Origin of the sequence: Bartonella sp. AU16XJBT (assembly GCF_028618665.1) — a bacterium.
GTDB lineage: Bacteria > Pseudomonadota > Alphaproteobacteria > Rhizobiales > Rhizobiaceae > Bartonella.
On the sequence record NZ_JAQITF010000016.1, the window covers coordinates 14,567 to 29,708 of the forward strand.

Genomic DNA, 15,142 nt, shown 5'->3' on the forward strand with positions numbered 1-15,142 from the left:
CGAAACTTATGGGGACAGGGGCCAGTTTATTGCATGGGGTGTAACATCATCCTACTCTTGCCAAGGTGATTACGACCTATTGCAGAAAAAATAAAAACAATTTTAGTGCTTCTGATAATAAAGGCAGGCGAAATTCTGTTGTCGCATCTCGTCAGTCTTTCATATTTTCGAGCTAAGATTTCGAGCCAAGAATTGTCTCAATATTTCTCTTTAATCTGCTCTTTATGAATATGACGCAAAAATATGTACGAAGCCCTGTAAGAATAAGTAAACGCAAAGTCAAATTGTGTCATGGTTGCTTTTTACAGAGCCTCTTGTAAAACAACGGTACATCTTTCCAGTTCATTGCAGGTCATTCTTGACTTTATGGCATTATTTTCCTGAGAGTGGGTATGCTTTAGCTGTTGCCTATCAATCCACATCCAAACTTAACACAGCAGCATATTTGCGGCAGAGATTGAAGAAAAAAAGAGCTTTAGGAGCAAGTTCCAGCTTTTGTATGCCAGATGATGGCGAGGGGATTGCGTATCTCTGTTGGCGTAATCTTTAAAACTAGAAGACAATCTCATTTTGGAAAAATGTAAAAGCTGTAAAGATGAAAATCAATCCCCAGTTTGTCATTTCTTTTTAATTCAGCGTTACGGCTTTCAAAAGCATCTAAAACAATGTTTTTTAATAATGGAGCTTCCACATTGCCTCATGCTTTTGTTTATTGTGTTCTTTAATGAGGTCACGACCCTCATGTAAAATAGAATGCTCCAAACAGAATATACTTGGGTTATTGATTCACGTGTTTTTTTTAAAGAGACCTTTCGCTTCCAATCTTATTTTGCGATGGCGGCTTGTGAAGGGTATATCGTACAAATCTATTGGGTATCCCATCTTTACGCTTGTGAAGGCGTAATCCGGCATATCACACACTTTAAATCACAGACTGCGCAAGAGCGCCTAATGGTATAACCTTTGGCACTTGAGATGGTTTATAAGGGTCTTATTCCTTATCTTAAATCATTTTTATCTATACGCAATCCAGCTTGTGGTATGCAAAAGAATAAATTTGTTGCTTCACGATGAACGAGGGAAAAAGGTTAGAAATAAGAGAAACTTATGAGATTGGCTTTTTCGTTTGATATGGAGAGAATGAAAATTTTGATTTAATTGGGCTTTCATTTTTAAAACTTGGCAATGGATACTTTTTCGTTAATTTATGCGAGAAAGAGGTTCAATTTGTGTGTTTTTGGTGAAGCCCATGTTTATAAAACAATCTATCAGCTTGTCTATTTGGGGATCTTTGTGAATGTGCAGTGTCTCATGACCATTTTATGCGATTGTTTGTTGTAAAATCTTTCGGTGAAGCTTTTTGATTTTCTAAGATAATGATTTTTATCAGTTTATTTTTTTAAAGAGTCTTTCATGTGTAAATGTATTTATAGCGTGATCCAAGAGACGTTAGAATTTCATTGGGAAGGGTGTTGGCATCTATAGATACTTTTTCAAGTGTTTGATGGGGTCCAATGAGTTCGATCCAGTCACCGGTTTGAGGTTTTTGATCAAGATCGGTTGTATCTACAATAATGGAATCCATAGAAACGCGTCCAACCATGGGAAGTTTGTTCCCATTGAAATAAACGGTTCCTTTATTCGAAAGAGCACGCAGCCAACCATCTGCATAGCCAATAGAAATGGTGGCAAGAGTACTTGGTCTATTGGTTATAAAGCTTTCTCCATAACCAACAGGTGTGCCTACACCAACAACACGGTTTTGAAGGACTTGGGCTTCAAGTTTTAAAACAGGTTTTAGAAGGGATGGGTGTTTTTCTGAGGGGGCGATTCCGTAAAGTGCAATACCGGGACGAACAAGATCAAAATAAAAATCTGATCCTAAAAAAATACCTCCAGAATTGGCAAAAGAAACTCTGCAGGGCGGCAATTGTGAAAGGGCAGTTTTGAAAGAAGTTAATTGGGCATAATTTGATGGGTGGGTATCATCTTCTCCGTTAGAAAGGTGACTGAGAATATATTTTATTTCCGCTTTTTCGAAAATTTTAGGGTGTTTGATGAGTTTTTGTAATTCTTTTTGATCAAGTCCCAATCGATTCATATGGGTATCGATTTGAACAATTGCGGGAAATTTTTTATCTTTTTTTTGACAAATTTTTTGCCAATTTTCAATGGCATTCCAAGAGTTCAGAACAGGCACAATACCAGACTGTGCAACAAACTCTTCTGCTAAGTGTGGAAGCCCATTCAGAAGAGCAATCGTGACATTTGATGGTAAAATGCTTTTTAAGTGCAATGCTTCTCTAATTTGGGCGACAAAAAAAGTACGACAACCAGCTTGATAAAGGGCAGGAGCAATTTTGTGAGCGCCTAGACCATAGGCATTTGCTTTGACAACTGCTGAACATTCTGTTGGCGCTACACGTTTGGCTAAAGTGATATAATTGGCAACAATGGCACTGACATCAATGGTTGCTACAGCTGTATAGAGTGATGTGTTTATTTCATCATTAACGGATTTGTTCATTTTAAAATCTTATCTTTGTTCATGAGTACGGAGTTTTTGAGGTTTATCTCATAGAGATTCCTTATGATATAGAGAAATATACTGTTTTCTATGATCAAAATCATAAGTTTCCCATACTGAATGATGCACCATGAAAGTCGTTTTTTATGTAAAATGGTACTCTGGATATAAAAGATATTTTAGTTTTATTTGTGTTGTTATCAACACAGTGTCTTTTAATAATTGATAAAACATAGACTTTTGTTTTTTACTTATTTTCTCTTGTTGAGGCATATTAAAAAAATAAAGCATCATTTATTGTATTGTATCATTTTGAAGAGTGCAATGTTATGCTTTTGTTGCAGGTGGGAGTGTTTCTCTTAAAACAAGCATGGCTTGATATTAAGAGAATATGAAATGATAAATTTTCACCCTCAATCAATGAATTACAAGCAATGACTTACAGTTTTTTACTACGATGAGGAGGGTAATCACTCATCTAGGCAATTTTGGACGTCGTCTTATGCACTTACAGTTATTTTTGTCAAATGGGTAAAGAGTGTGTAAACTAATTGCTGATATATTAAAAGCCTTAGATTTGGATATTATTTGTTTTCAAGATGGATTGGGTATTCAATATTGGCTCTCTATCTTTTGGTTGGTTCTCATTGAAATCAATTTTAGTGATTATAGAGCGCGTTAGATTCATTTATTTATGGAAAGAGCTGTATAAAAAGGTCAGAAAACAATGGATGTAATGTTGGAATTTTGTTGGGGGGGCGGTTATCGTTCAGTCAACAAAATTTTATCTCTCTTATTTAAATTTTTGGTCATAAATTTTGTACAGCGAAAGAGTATTATAGCGTTATGATGCATATATGCATTATGTGTGAATAAAGTGGAAAAAAGTGCAGTGATTGTTTAATTCTCAATTTTTTCTTTGAATATGATTTATATTTGTATTTTCTTCATCCAATTAATTTTGACATAAAAGTGTTAATCTTGAGACTTTTGTTTTAAGAAAATTGTTGGCAGATGGTTATGCAAGTACTATATCACGTCAAGGATTCGAAATTTAACGTTCAATAAAGATATGGGGAAGAGTATGAATACGTCTGCTACCAATGTTCCGTTAAATAGCAGCAGCGTTGCTTCAAATTTTCCGATTCCTGAGAATGTATTTGCTCTTACCGTCCAAGAGGTTTGTCACTATACGGATCGATTATTTAAATTCCGCTTGAATCGTCCGGAAAGTTTTCGTTTTCGTTCGGGTGAATTTGTTATGATCGGTTTGCCAAATGCAGAAAAGCCGGTTTATCGCGCTTATTCGATTGCAAGTCCCTTTTGGGATGAACAGCTTGAGTTTTTTTCAATAAAAGTTCCAGGAGGGCCATTAACCGAGCATCTGCAAAAAATTAAAATTGGTGATATAGTTCTCATGCGTAAAAAACCTACAGGAACGCTGGTTCTTGATGCTCTTATTCCTGGAAAACGCCTTTATCTTCTTTCAACGGGTACGGGGGTTGCTCCTTTTGCAAGCCTTATTCGTGATCCTGATACTTATGAAAAATTTTCAGAAGTTATTCTTATTCAAACAACGCGTGAAAAGAATGAGTTGACTTATGCAAAAGACATTGTTTGCTCTTTGCAACAAGATCCACTCATTGGGGCATATGCACAACAATTGAAATTTTATCCTATGACCACTCGTGAACCTTCCAAGCATATGGGCCGTATTACCACTGTTATGGAGAATGGGTGCTTTTTTGAAACCACGGGACTTCCCAAAATTCATCCTGATGAAGATCGGGTGATGATTTGTGGTTCGATGGCGATGTTAAAAGATTGCGCAAGGATGTGTGAAGGTTTTGGTCTTGTTGAAGGGGCCAATAATGCTCCCGCGACTTATGTTGTAGAGCGTGCTTTTGTAGAGTGATGGTGGGGGCTGGTGTTTTTTAACAACAACCGGTCTGCCCAAAATTCATCCTGATGAAGATCGGGTGATGATTTGTGGTTTCATGGCAGGTGTTAAAAGATTGCGCAAGGATGTGTGAAAGCTTTGGTCTTGTTGAAGGGGCCAATAATGCTCCCGCATCTTCATGTTGTAGAGCGTGCTTTTATAGGGTAATGGTGGGGGCTGGTGTTTTTTAACAACAACCGGTCTGCCCAAAATTCATCCTGATGAAGATCGGGTGATGATTTGTGGTTTCATGGCAGGTGTTAAAAGATTGCGCAAGGATGTGTGAAAGCTTTGGTCTTGTTGAAGGGGCCAATAATACTCTCGCATCTTCATGTTGTAGAGCGCGCTTTTTTCGAGAGAGAGGAGAGTTGTGATGCAGTATGTGCTAATGCACTAATCGCATCCCAATCCTTTATTGCGATGAGCTGTTGGGGTGTTATCCAAGAACCGCCAACACAAAAAACGTTAGGAAGTTGGAGCCATTGTGTTGCACTTTTTTGTGTTATACCACCCGTAGGGCAAAAGAAGATTTCAGAGAAAGGAGATGCTAATGCTTGGATGAAGGAAAGGCTTCCAGCGGCTTCAGCTGGGAAAAATTTAAGATATGAATAGCCTTTGTCTAATGCTTGCATGAGTTCACTTGGGGTCATTGCACCAGGAAGAAGGGGAATTTCACTATTTTTTGCACAATTGATTAATTCATTTGATAATCCAGGGCTTACAATAAACTTTGCTCCAGCTTGTTCTGCTTGTTCGTAGTGTGTTGTGTTGAGAATTGTTCCGGCTCCAACAATTGCTTCAGGGATTTCTTGTGTAATTGTCTGAATTGCTTTTAGGGCATTTGGTGTTCGCAAGGTGATCTCAATTGTTTTTAATCCGCCTTTGACAAGAGCGCGTGCTAAGGGTACAGCACTTTGTATATTGTCAATAAGCAAAACAGGTATAACGGTTTGTCCTTGGAGATATAATAAAAGCTTTTCTCTTTTTTGACACATGATATTCTTTCTTTTTGGAAATGATATTGTTTATATCGTTTGATTAAGCACAATATGTTAAAGAGTACGTGAATAGATCTTGAAATTGAATGAAACGCGCGTTATGGCAAAATACATGGAAAAGAATTTTAAAGTTGCTGCACTTTATTGCTTTGCAGATTTGAAGCATTATCGTCAATTACAAAAGCCTTTGCAGGATTTATGTCAAGCAAAGGATATCAAAGGGACCCTGCTTTTAGCACAAGAGGGAATTAATGGAACTGTTGCTGGTTCTTGTGAAGCGATTGAGGCGTTGGTCGATTTTATTACGGCTGAGCCTGCGTTTCAAACACCGGAGATTAAATATTCATGGGCATCAAAAATGCCTTTTCATCGCATGAAAGTACGGTTGAAAAAAGAAATTGTGACAATGGGGGTTGAAGGGGTTGATCCGCTAAAAGTTGTTGGTACTTATGTGGATCCTGAAGATTGGAATGCTCTTATTCAAGATGAAGAGACAATTTTGATCGATACACGGAATGATTATGAATATGCCATTGGGAGCTTTCAAGGAGCGATTGATCCGCAGATTAAAACATTTCGCGAATTTCCTGAATGGGTGCGTCAACATGAAGCTGATTTAAAGGGAAAAAAGAAAATTGCTATGTTTTGTACAGGCGGTATTCGGTGTGAAAAATCAACAGCTTATGTTCGTGAACTTGGTTATGAGCAAGTGTACCATTTAAAAGGAGGAATTTTAAAATATTTAGAAAAAATTCCAAAAGAAGAAAGTTTATGGTGGGGAGAATGCTTTGTTTTTGATGAACGTGTTTCTGTTCAACATGGTCTTGAAGAATGTGGGCGCGAACTTTGTCGTGCGTGTCGTTCTCCTCTGAATGCTGAAAGTAAATTATCGCCTCATTATGAGGAAGGTGTTTCTTGTGAGGCTTGTTATAACACACGTAGTGAAGCTGATAGAGAGCGCTTTCGCGAGCGCCATAGGCAGTTCCAATTGTTGAAGTTACGTGCAATTGATGCTCATCAAGGGACGTAAGGATATCGTCGTCTAGGGCTTTAAATTTTAGCGTTTTTCTCTTAAATTGAAGAGAAAAGAGTTTTTAATATTGGTAGGAAAATATTTTATAAGACCGGATGTTATTCGGTCTTTTTGTTTACGTTAAATTATTTGATTTATAAATAATCATTATAGATCGTTTGCTCTCCTTTATTTTATAGGATTGAGTTTTCAAATACTTTTCATTTTAAAATAGAAAAGCTGTTCATTAAAAGCGTCGGGGAAGGAGATCTGTAGCTTAAGAGAAAAGCGTGTGAATGAATAAATGACTCGCTTAAGAGAAGATGAAAAAGCAGCTGTAAGGTTTAAGAGAAATAGAATGTTAATAGGAGCTTATGTTTTAATAATTTAAATATAGCACATTGATTTATAAAGATAATTTATTTTTCTTTGAATCAAAGAGTTGAATACCTTAAACGTTATTGCTTTCAGATTGTGATGACGAATCACATGAATTCCATTCACTTGTATGTTACATAGGGGGCAATGTGTGGGAAAAAAACATTTAATATAATATGGTGCATCTCAATGTGGGCGTTTCTGTAATATTGGGAGTTGGCAGATAGAATGGGGTGTTGGTTTGTAACTTCATAAGCATAAATGATGATCATGTGCAGTTGAGTTATACCATACCAGCTCTATTATACGGGGGATTTTGCATGGTATCTTGCTTAAGGATGCGGTGAAATGGACGTTGGAAACACGGATTTTTAGGATATCAATGAGCAAGATAATAGTATTTTGTTGGGGGCAAGGATATCATTATCTTTAAAGATGATGCAGCTTCAGTCGGGATATCCTTAGATTCTAATGTTAGTATTCCTTGCTTTTGAAAGGATTTATAAGAGGTATTCTACTCTTTTTTCAACCGTTATACTGTTTTATACTTGTGAAATGCAAGAGACATGATTTTGATTGATTCATTATAAGAAAGGGGGAAATAAAAGCATTTTACGATGGGATTCCTGTTTAAGGCCAAAATTATAAATTAATGTGCAGAGTACTATATTTTGCGTTGTTTTCTATAGATGATGTTGGAAAACTGAATAGGAGAGCTGAAAAAAGAGGTACTTTTAAAGCAAGATTGTGATTTCCGTTGTACGGATGTGTAGGGGGGTATCCCATGAAAGCGGATGGGTGGCTTTGTATGGTGGAGGAGAGTGTTGTTTTTTCGCATCATATTCTCTTTAAAAATTAAAAAATGTTTAAAATTAAAAAAATGATTGAAATGAGAAAGGATTCGTTTTATAGGATGCCTTGCCCAAAGTCGCACGTGCCTGTGGGTGTCCGCTGGTTCTCAAATGGTGAGATTAACCGGTACGGTACCTGGAACTAACCGCTCCAGTCACTCTTACAGCCAATTGTAAGAATGAGGACATCTTGAAGCAACGACGGTGCGGGCCTTTCTGGTGTCTTCCAGCTGTCCAAATGCTGGGATAACTATAGAGGCACACCTCATTGCCTTCAGTGCGGAAGTGGTTTTCTCAACTCCAATCAAAAAGGCAGATAAAATAGAATGACGCGGCCTTCGCGCTGTTCTTTCGCTGCATGCAATGCTAATTTCTGGTTTTTGGTGATCAGAATGGGGATGGTTGTTGTGTGTTTTTTGTCCTTTGGCTTTTGGCAGTTTTGGCTGTCCAAGCATAGAGTGGGGGAACTTTCCCTCAAGGAGAATTGCAGATGGCAACGCAACGTATTCGCGATTTTCTTGCAACACATCGTTCTGAAGGTCCATGCTTAATTGTTGACCTTGATGTGGTTCGTGACAACTATTTAAATTTTGAGAAAGCTCTGCCACAGTCTCGTATTTTTTACGCAATAAAGGCGAATCCAGCCCCTGAAATCTTGTGCTTGCTAAGTTCTTTAGGATCTTCTTTTGATGCGGCTTCTGTTGCAGAAATTGAAATGGCTTTAAAAGCAGGGGCAACCCCAGAGCGTATTTCTTTTGGGAATACGATTAAAAAAGAGCGTGATATCGCGCAAGCCTATGCATTGGGCGTTTCACTTTATGCGGTTGATTGTATTGAAGAAGTGGAAAAAATTGCGCGGGCGGCTCCAGGAGTGCGTGTTTTTTGCCGAGTTCTTACCGATGGAAAAGGTGCAGAGTGGCCATTGTCACGCAAATTTGGTTGTGTTCCTGCTATGGCGGTTGATGTGCTAAAGCGCGCGCACCAATTAGGTTTGCAAGCCTATGGTGTTTCTTTTCATGTTGGCTCTCAGCAGGTTGATCTGAGTGCGTGGGATCGTGCTTTATCGGATGCTGCTACCGTTTTTAAAAATTTGGAACAAGAAGGTATTTCATTGAAGTTGGTGAATATGGGGGGTGGTTTTCCAACGCGTTATTTGAAAGATGTTCCTACAGAACAAGTTTATGGTACGGCAGTTTTTGATTCATTAAAAAAGCATTTTGGTAACCGTATCCCTGAGACGATTATTGAGCCAGGGCGTGCAATGGTTGGCAATGCTGGTGTTATTCGCACAGAAGTTGTTCTGATCTCTAAAAAAGCTGACAATGATAATGTCCGATGGGTTTATCTTGATATTGGGAAATTTAATGGTCTTGCTGAAACTATGGATGAAGCCATTCGTTATCCTATTGAGACCCCGCATGATGATAAGGTTATGGAGCCTTGTATTTTGGCTGGACCAACATGCGATTCGGCAGATGTTCTCTATGAAAAAACACCTTATCCGCTTCCTTTATCTCTAACGATTGGAGATAAGATATTGATCCATGGAACGGGAGCTTACACAACAACTTACGCATCTGTCGCCTTTAATGGTTTTGAACCTTTACGATCGTATGTGATCTGAGATTTGCTTTTAACTGTAAGTTTTTTTAGATTTTTTGCTATGCTCATCATTGCGCTATAAGAGGGTGGATCATTAAGATGAACATGATTAATTTTCAAACAAAAAATGGGGCATGTTTTACACTTTCATTGGAGCAAGAAGCAGACAAGCCTTATCGAGAAATTTTGCTTGATGCAACGATGGGGCATGGACGTAAACGTAAATCATCAGAGGCTTTACGTCGTGGTCGGTTAGCGGCTCAAGAGCTTTCTTTTGTGGTGAAAAATGCGCTTGGTGAGCTTGTGGGGAGTGTCCGTCTTTGGCATGTTTCTTTTTTTAAAGAAAAAAATGAAACACAACATGCTTTGCTTTTGGGACCTTTGGCTGTTGCAGCTGAATGTGCTGGTATGGGAATAGGATCAATTTTAGTCCGTCATGCAATTGAAACAGCCAAAAAATTAGGATATGGCGCTATTTTATTGGTAGGAGATTTTGAATTTTATCAACGTTTTGGTTTTTCAAATCGCTTAACAGAAAATTTGGCAATGCCTGGTCCTTATGAAAAACATCGTTTTCAAGCCTTGGAACTGATACCACACTATCTTTCTGGATGTTATGGCACTTTGGTTGCTCGTGGAGAACGAGAAGTTTCTAAACGTTTTCAGCATCATAAAGTGGCTTGAAGATTGTATTTATTTCGTTTTTCAACAGTGCGAGAATTGAGAGAAGTGCATTCGCTGGTGCCAAAGTATTTGTACAAAGTTTTGGGGCGTTGTTTTGCAGTTATGTTATATGGCTTTTTTATGGAGCTGGTTTCTTATTTTTGATCGTTGCAGTTAGGTCGTAGGAATATATTTAAAGCTCATTTTTTGAAATAGTGTCCTATTTCATCATATTGAAAGAAACCGAATTCTTGAGTGATTTGGGATGCTTTCGCTCTGGTATCATCATAAAATTTCAGCTCTCCATAGCATTGGTCAATCTTGTATTGAGGCGGTTTTACTCTTTTTAAAACAGTTTTTATTTCCCTGCTTGTGAGGGGCCAAGGGAATGGTTTTGAGTGATTCATCATAAATAGTTTTCAAAGAGGAAATTGCGATATTCGGATTGCTCATTATAATATGTAAAATGATAAATTATATTTGTAAATCAACGTATTATGACAACGAGAGCTTCTTTAAATTTTTCATATCAGAAATGATTACTTGCCTATCGGTAAAAAGATATTGGAAGCATTTCTATAAGTGTTTGGGGAGATTCAACACAAAAGAATGCGTGTCTTTGAGAGGTTAAACAAGTGTGTAGACGTTTATATTAAAGATGAGACTGCTGTCGTTAACAGCGCCCATGCTTTAAGGGTATAGAAGGTGGTCATTCATTGATCAATTTTATTCAAAAAGAGCAATATTTTGAGAAATTTTATGCGATTTTAGCACGAGTTGAGTGATCGGGCAGAAAGATATGCCACGGTAGAATCAAAATTGTAGGGATGAGATTATTTAGAAGAGCATAAAAAAATAAAATTACATGTTTGAAAGCTTCTAAAAAAACATATTCTTACTTCTTTTACTATAAAGATAATGTTTCTCAATGGGTATGAGAGTGTCGAATACCGGATTCTCATTTCAAGTTTCGCATGCAGAATCAAAAAATCGTCATTCTATACATCATATTGTAAAGAAAATGGGGACTTAAATAAAAATCAAAAAGATCATCAATCTTTTATGAAATACTTTAAAGAAGAGGGGACCATGGAGGGTAGGAAAAGAGAATAGTGATCCCTTCTCGTAAATTTAAAAAGAGTGAAGTGCACAGAATCTTACAGGATCGTTTTATAAGAACAGTAGCATAAAATAGATTGCCAGAAAGATGAGAGATTTCACATGACATGGGCAAATATTCTTTTAATGATTGTTCTGCCCTATGGTGAGAAATCAAAGATCTTATAAAAAGAGCTGCTTTATTTCTATGGTGTAGAGCACTTTAGATAAGATCTTAGTTGATTATATCATTCTCCTCTAAAACAATTTTTCATGTGAGAAGTTATTTTTTAATGCTCAAATAGCATGCATTGAAAAAAAATTTTTATCAGAAGAATCATTTAGAATCACGTGTTGATTCATATTGTCTATTGAGAAGAGATAAAGTGAAAAGAAATCGAAGAAAGTGATAAAGATAAAAAGCATTCTTCAATTTTAATTAAGTTTAGTGATTTGGTGGAGAATCAGTGAGGGGCGGTATCTTTTTGAGAAAAATGGTCATAAATGTCAAAAGACCAAAGATAATGGTTATAATAAAGAAAATATCACTAAAAGCCATAATCATTGCTTGTATGCGTGCCATACCAGACAATTGAGAAAGAGCAAGCGTATACGAATCAAAGGTTTCTGTCTTGAAAAATAAAGTAAACTTTGAAAGCATTTCAGTTGCTTGTCTGTTTGCGTAGTTCAGCGTTTCGGCGATTCGTTCGTAATGGAAGTCTGTGCGTTTTGTCATGAGAGTGCTGATAATGGCAAGCCCTACAGCTCCACCCAGATTCCGTGTGAGATTAAAAAGTCCAGAAGCATTTTGCATGCGTTCTGGCGGCAGTGTTCCTAAGGCAATGTTATTAACAGGAACCATACATAACATTACAGAAGCACCACGGAAAACTTGTGGCCAAAAGAGTTGCCAAAAATCCCAGTTGTCTGTGATAGAACTCGCCATCCAAGTTCCTATTGCAAAGCCTAAAAGTCCTATCGCCATCATCAAACGTGCATCCATTCGTGCGGAAAGATATCCGGCAAGAGGTGCCGTTAATAACATGACAAATCCTGAAAGAAACAATGTTTCTCCAATCATCAGCGCATCATAATGACGAATTTGGCCCAAATAGACAGGATAAAGATATGTGAGCCCATAAAGGCCTATTCCCAAAGAAAAGGAAAAAATTGATGCAGCAGAAAAATTAAAATTAGAAAAGGTCGTAAGATCAACAATAGGCTCTTTTGCGGTAAATGCGCGCCAGAAGAAGAGGGCGGCAGACAAGATCATGATAATGAATAAGTCCCGAATCAGCCGATCATTTAGCCAATCATGACGTGCGCCTTCTTCTAGGACATACTCTAAAGTTCCTAGAAAAACAGCCATAGAAATGAGTCCCAACCAGTCAAATTTAGCCATGAGAGATGGATTTGCTTTATCAAAATCAATCAATTTCCACGCGAGAATTGAAATAATAATCCCAAAAGGCACATTGATGAGAAAAAGCCAATGCCATGATAAGAGATGGCAGAGATAACCGCCGACCGTTGGACCAATAGTGGGGGCTAACGTTGCGACTAGTCCAACAATAGGGGTAACAATTGGGCGTTTGGAAGGAGGAAAAAGAACATAAGAGGCGACAAAAACGCTTGGAATAATTCCTCCACCAATAAAACCTTGCAATGCACGATAGATAATCATCTCTCCAATAGATGTTGCTGTTGCACAAAGAACAGAAGTAATCGTAAACCCGATCGCTGATATGGTGAAGAAAACGCGTGTTGAAAGCAATCTTCCTAAGAACCCAGAAAGGGGTAACATGATGACTTCAGCAATGAGATAGGAGGTTTGAACCCATGAAATCTCTTCAGAGCTTGCAGCAAGACCAGCTTGAACTTCAGCTAAAGAGGAGGCAACGATTTGTATATCCAAAATCGCCATGAACATACCAAAGGCCATAACGATGAAAATCACAATGTTACGGATTTCTATGCGCTCTTGAGACTGTATGGGCTTTGGCATTGAAGATGTCATAATAATGAGGTCATTTACTTGTTATTATAAGAGGTTTTTATCTTGTGGTTTTGTCCGTGTATCAACTTCTACTGAAACACTCATTCCTGCCCGGATATGTCCGGTCTTTAAGATTTCCTCTGGAATAGAAATACGTACCGGAATGCGTTGGACAATCTTTGTAAAGTTACCAGTCGCGTTTTGTGGAGGAAGAAGAGAAAAAACAGCACCTGTTGCGGGCGAAATAGAAAGCACTGTTCCTGTAAAGACATCCTTTTCGAAGGCATCAACAGAAATATAAGCCTTTTGTCCCGCATGAATATTTTGCAACTGTGTTTCTTTATAGTTTGCTTCAATATAAAGCGCATGGATGGGGACTAACGCTGCAAGACGTTGGCCATTGACAACAAAATCTCCCGTTTTTGCTGTTAAATTTCCTATAATTCCATCAAATGGTGCGCGTATAATGGTTGAATCAAGATCACGTTGTGCTTTTTCACGCGAAAGTTCTAAACTCTTTGTTTGGCTTTCTGTTTCATTTCGTTGTGCTTCGAGCACTTGGATATTGGCGTGTGCTGCGGCGATTTGTGCATCCGCTCTATTAACATTTGCGATAGCTTGTTCATAAGCTGATTTGGCATCATCAACACCAGATTGAGGAGCATAACGGTTCGCTTTCAATTCTGTAATGCGTTTTAAGGTGAGTTGTGCATTGGTTGCTATGGCGGAAGCGGCTGCTTTTTGCGCTTTTGCATCATCTAAGCTACTGTGAGCAGCTGTAATTTGTGCATCAATGCGTAAAAGTGTTTTTTTCTGTGTATTAAGACGCGCTTTTGTTTGATCCAAGGCTATTTGATAATCACCATTGTCTAAGTAAAATAAAACATCGTCCTTTTTTACGACTTGGTTGGCTTTAATCGCAATTTTTTCAATATATCCGTTTAATTTGGGCGCAATAGCTGCGATATCTCCTTGCACATAGGCATCTTCAGTGGCTAGCATATAACGCCAATGTGTTATCCACTTATAGCCAAACCAAAGTACAAAAAGTGCAAAGACGATAAAAAGAGCCTTGATTATTTTTTTTTGTTTCGTTTTATCGAGGTTTTTTGTTGAAAAAATTGTCTCAGATACGGACATGATTTATACTTCCAATATTTATGTTCCAACGCGTATAATAAGCCTATCACGACAGGGTAGGGTGATATACATGCAAGGGCGATAAGAGCTTTTCAAACAATAAGTCAATCTTTGACACATAATGCTAAACATATAAACTTGCAAGTTAGAGGTCTTACTTTGTTGCGCATTTTTTGCAAAGACCTCGTACTTCTAGAGTGCTTTTGTGTGCTTGGAAGTCAACAGCTTGAACCATTTGTTTTAAACTCGATACAATCATTTGATTTTGTATTTCATTGACTGTGCCACAGTTTTCGCAAATGATGAAAGTTGTAAGTTCGTGTTGACACTTTTCAGGATGTAAACAGACCATAAAGGCGTTTACACTTTCAAGACGATGAATACACTTTAATTGTACGAGCTTTTCTAACGCACGATAAACCTGGAGAGGCGCACGAAAACCTTCTTCGCGTAATTGGTCAAGAATCGCATAAGCACTTAAAGGCCCTTTTGCATTCTTTAAAGTGTTCAAAACCAATGTTTGGTTACGCGTTAGTTTAGATGACATTGACATCTTCCTTTTGCTCTCATGGAAAAGCATAAAGCGTGTAAGATGTTTATGCAATGGTGATGATAGAATATGTAGTCTGTCTTTTAGTCTTTTACATGATATGCGTCGTGATATTTAAGGACAGTTATAACCGTTGTGAGAGGAGGGGGGACTTATGGTCTAAGAGCAGCCGTTATTTTGCAAGAAACTTTCATGCAATTCGTCTTTATTATTGATAGGCCTGGTCTGTTTATGTTTTTTTAGAAGCGTGCTGTTTCTTTGATAATGTTTTGAGCTTTCAAGTTTAAAATTTGTTTATTTTTAGTGTAATAGATTAGAATACAACCTGTTGTATTGCTATTTTATTTTTGAAAAAAAGTCAAAAATGATATTGACTCTTTTGTTGAAA

General features: G+C 37.7%; 10 protein-coding genes. 5 read left to right on the plus strand and 5 right to left on the minus strand.

The genetic code is table 11. The features are described from left to right. Positions 1-1,411 precede the first annotated feature (1,411 nt). Positions 1,412-2,527, minus strand: coding sequence for an alanine racemase (alr, locus tag PVV66_RS07980; RefSeq protein ID WP_273719250.1), 1,116 nt, complete (start codon positions 2,525-2,527; stop codon positions 1,412-1,414). Between the two features lie 538 nt (positions 2,528-3,065). On the opposite strand from alr, the gene PVV66_RS07985 reads away from it, so the two are divergent. Next, positions 3,066-3,209, plus strand: a complete 144-nt coding sequence (locus tag PVV66_RS07985; protein WP_273719251.1) for a hypothetical protein — start codon at positions 3,066-3,068, stop codon at positions 3,207-3,209. 402 nt (positions 3,210-3,611) lie between these two features. Continuing rightward, positions 3,612-4,442 carry a ferredoxin--NADP reductase gene (locus PVV66_RS07990; protein ID WP_273719252.1) on the plus strand — a complete coding sequence of 277 codons (831 nt, stop codon included), beginning with the start codon at positions 3,612-3,614 and terminating at the stop codon, positions 4,440-4,442. Between the two features lie 353 nt (positions 4,443-4,795). Here PVV66_RS07990 and eda read toward each other — a convergent pair whose 3' ends face one another. Beyond that, a complete protein-coding gene (gene eda, locus PVV66_RS08005) occupies positions 4,796-5,461 on the minus strand; it encodes a bifunctional 4-hydroxy-2-oxoglutarate aldolase/2-dehydro-3-deoxy-phosphogluconate aldolase (RefSeq protein ID WP_273719253.1) in 666 nt (221 codons plus the stop codon). A 115-nt stretch (positions 5,462-5,576) separates the two neighbouring features. On the opposite strand from eda, the gene PVV66_RS08010 reads away from it, so the two are divergent. The 3 genes from PVV66_RS08010 to PVV66_RS08020 all read left to right on the plus strand — a co-directional run bounded on the left by PVV66_RS08010 (position 5,577) and on the right by PVV66_RS08020 (position 9,991). After that, positions 5,577-6,494, plus strand: coding sequence for a rhodanese-related sulfurtransferase (locus PVV66_RS08010; protein WP_273719254.1), 918 nt, complete (start codon positions 5,577-5,579; stop codon positions 6,492-6,494). Between the two features lie 1,701 nt (positions 6,495-8,195). Further along, on the plus strand, positions 8,196-9,329 hold the full coding sequence (locus PVV66_RS08015) for a type III PLP-dependent enzyme (RefSeq protein ID WP_273719255.1): 1,134 nt from the start codon (positions 8,196-8,198) through the stop codon (positions 9,327-9,329). A 77-nt stretch (positions 9,330-9,406) separates the two neighbouring features. Then, positions 9,407-9,991: a GNAT family N-acetyltransferase gene (locus tag PVV66_RS08020; protein ID WP_273719256.1), complete on the plus strand. Its 585-nt coding sequence runs from the start codon at positions 9,407-9,409 to the stop codon at positions 9,989-9,991. A 1,522-nt stretch (positions 9,992-11,513) separates the two neighbouring features. On the opposite strand, the gene PVV66_RS08025 is transcribed toward PVV66_RS08020, so the two are convergent. From PVV66_RS08025 to PVV66_RS08035, 3 genes are all read right to left on the minus strand, one after another. Beyond that, positions 11,514-13,085 carry a DHA2 family efflux MFS transporter permease subunit gene (locus PVV66_RS08025; protein ID WP_273719257.1) on the minus strand — a complete coding sequence of 524 codons (1,572 nt, stop codon included), beginning with the start codon at positions 13,083-13,085 and terminating at the stop codon, positions 11,514-11,516. A gap of 24 nt (positions 13,086-13,109) precedes the next feature. Then, complete coding sequence (locus tag PVV66_RS08030; RefSeq protein ID WP_273719258.1) at positions 13,110-14,204, minus strand: HlyD family secretion protein; 1,095 nt, start codon at positions 14,202-14,204, stop codon at positions 13,110-13,112. Between the two features lie 154 nt (positions 14,205-14,358). After that, complete coding sequence (locus PVV66_RS08035) at positions 14,359-14,751, minus strand: Fur family transcriptional regulator (protein ID WP_273719259.1); 393 nt, start codon at positions 14,749-14,751, stop codon at positions 14,359-14,361. Positions 14,752-15,142 lie beyond the last annotated feature (391 nt).

Excerpts from the sequence above, each read along its gene's own strand:
- alr (WP_273719250.1), bottom strand. The coding sequence starts at position 2,527 with ATGAACAAATCCGTTAATGATGAAATAAACACATCACTCTATACAGCT.
- PVV66_RS07990 (WP_273719252.1), top strand. The coding sequence starts at position 3,612 with ATGAATACGTCTGCTACCAATGTTCCGTTAAATAGCAGCAGCGTTGCT.
- eda (WP_273719253.1), bottom strand. The coding sequence starts at position 5,461 with ATGTGTCAAAAAAGAGAAAAGCTTTTATTATATCTCCAAGGACAAACC.
- PVV66_RS08010 (WP_273719254.1), top strand. The coding sequence starts at position 5,577 with ATGGAAAAGAATTTTAAAGTTGCTGCACTTTATTGCTTTGCAGATTTG.
- PVV66_RS08015 (WP_273719255.1), top strand. The coding sequence starts at position 8,196 with ATGGCAACGCAACGTATTCGCGATTTTCTTGCAACACATCGTTCTGAA.
- PVV66_RS08020 (WP_273719256.1), top strand. The coding sequence starts at position 9,407 with ATGAACATGATTAATTTTCAAACAAAAAATGGGGCATGTTTTACACTT.
- PVV66_RS08025 (WP_273719257.1), bottom strand. The coding sequence starts at position 13,085 with ATGACATCTTCAATGCCAAAGCCCATACAGTCTCAAGAGCGCATAGAA.
- PVV66_RS08030 (WP_273719258.1), bottom strand. The coding sequence starts at position 14,204 with ATGTCCGTATCTGAGACAATTTTTTCAACAAAAAACCTCGATAAAACG.
- PVV66_RS08035 (WP_273719259.1), bottom strand. The coding sequence starts at position 14,751 with ATGTCATCTAAACTAACGCGTAACCAAACATTGGTTTTGAACACTTTA.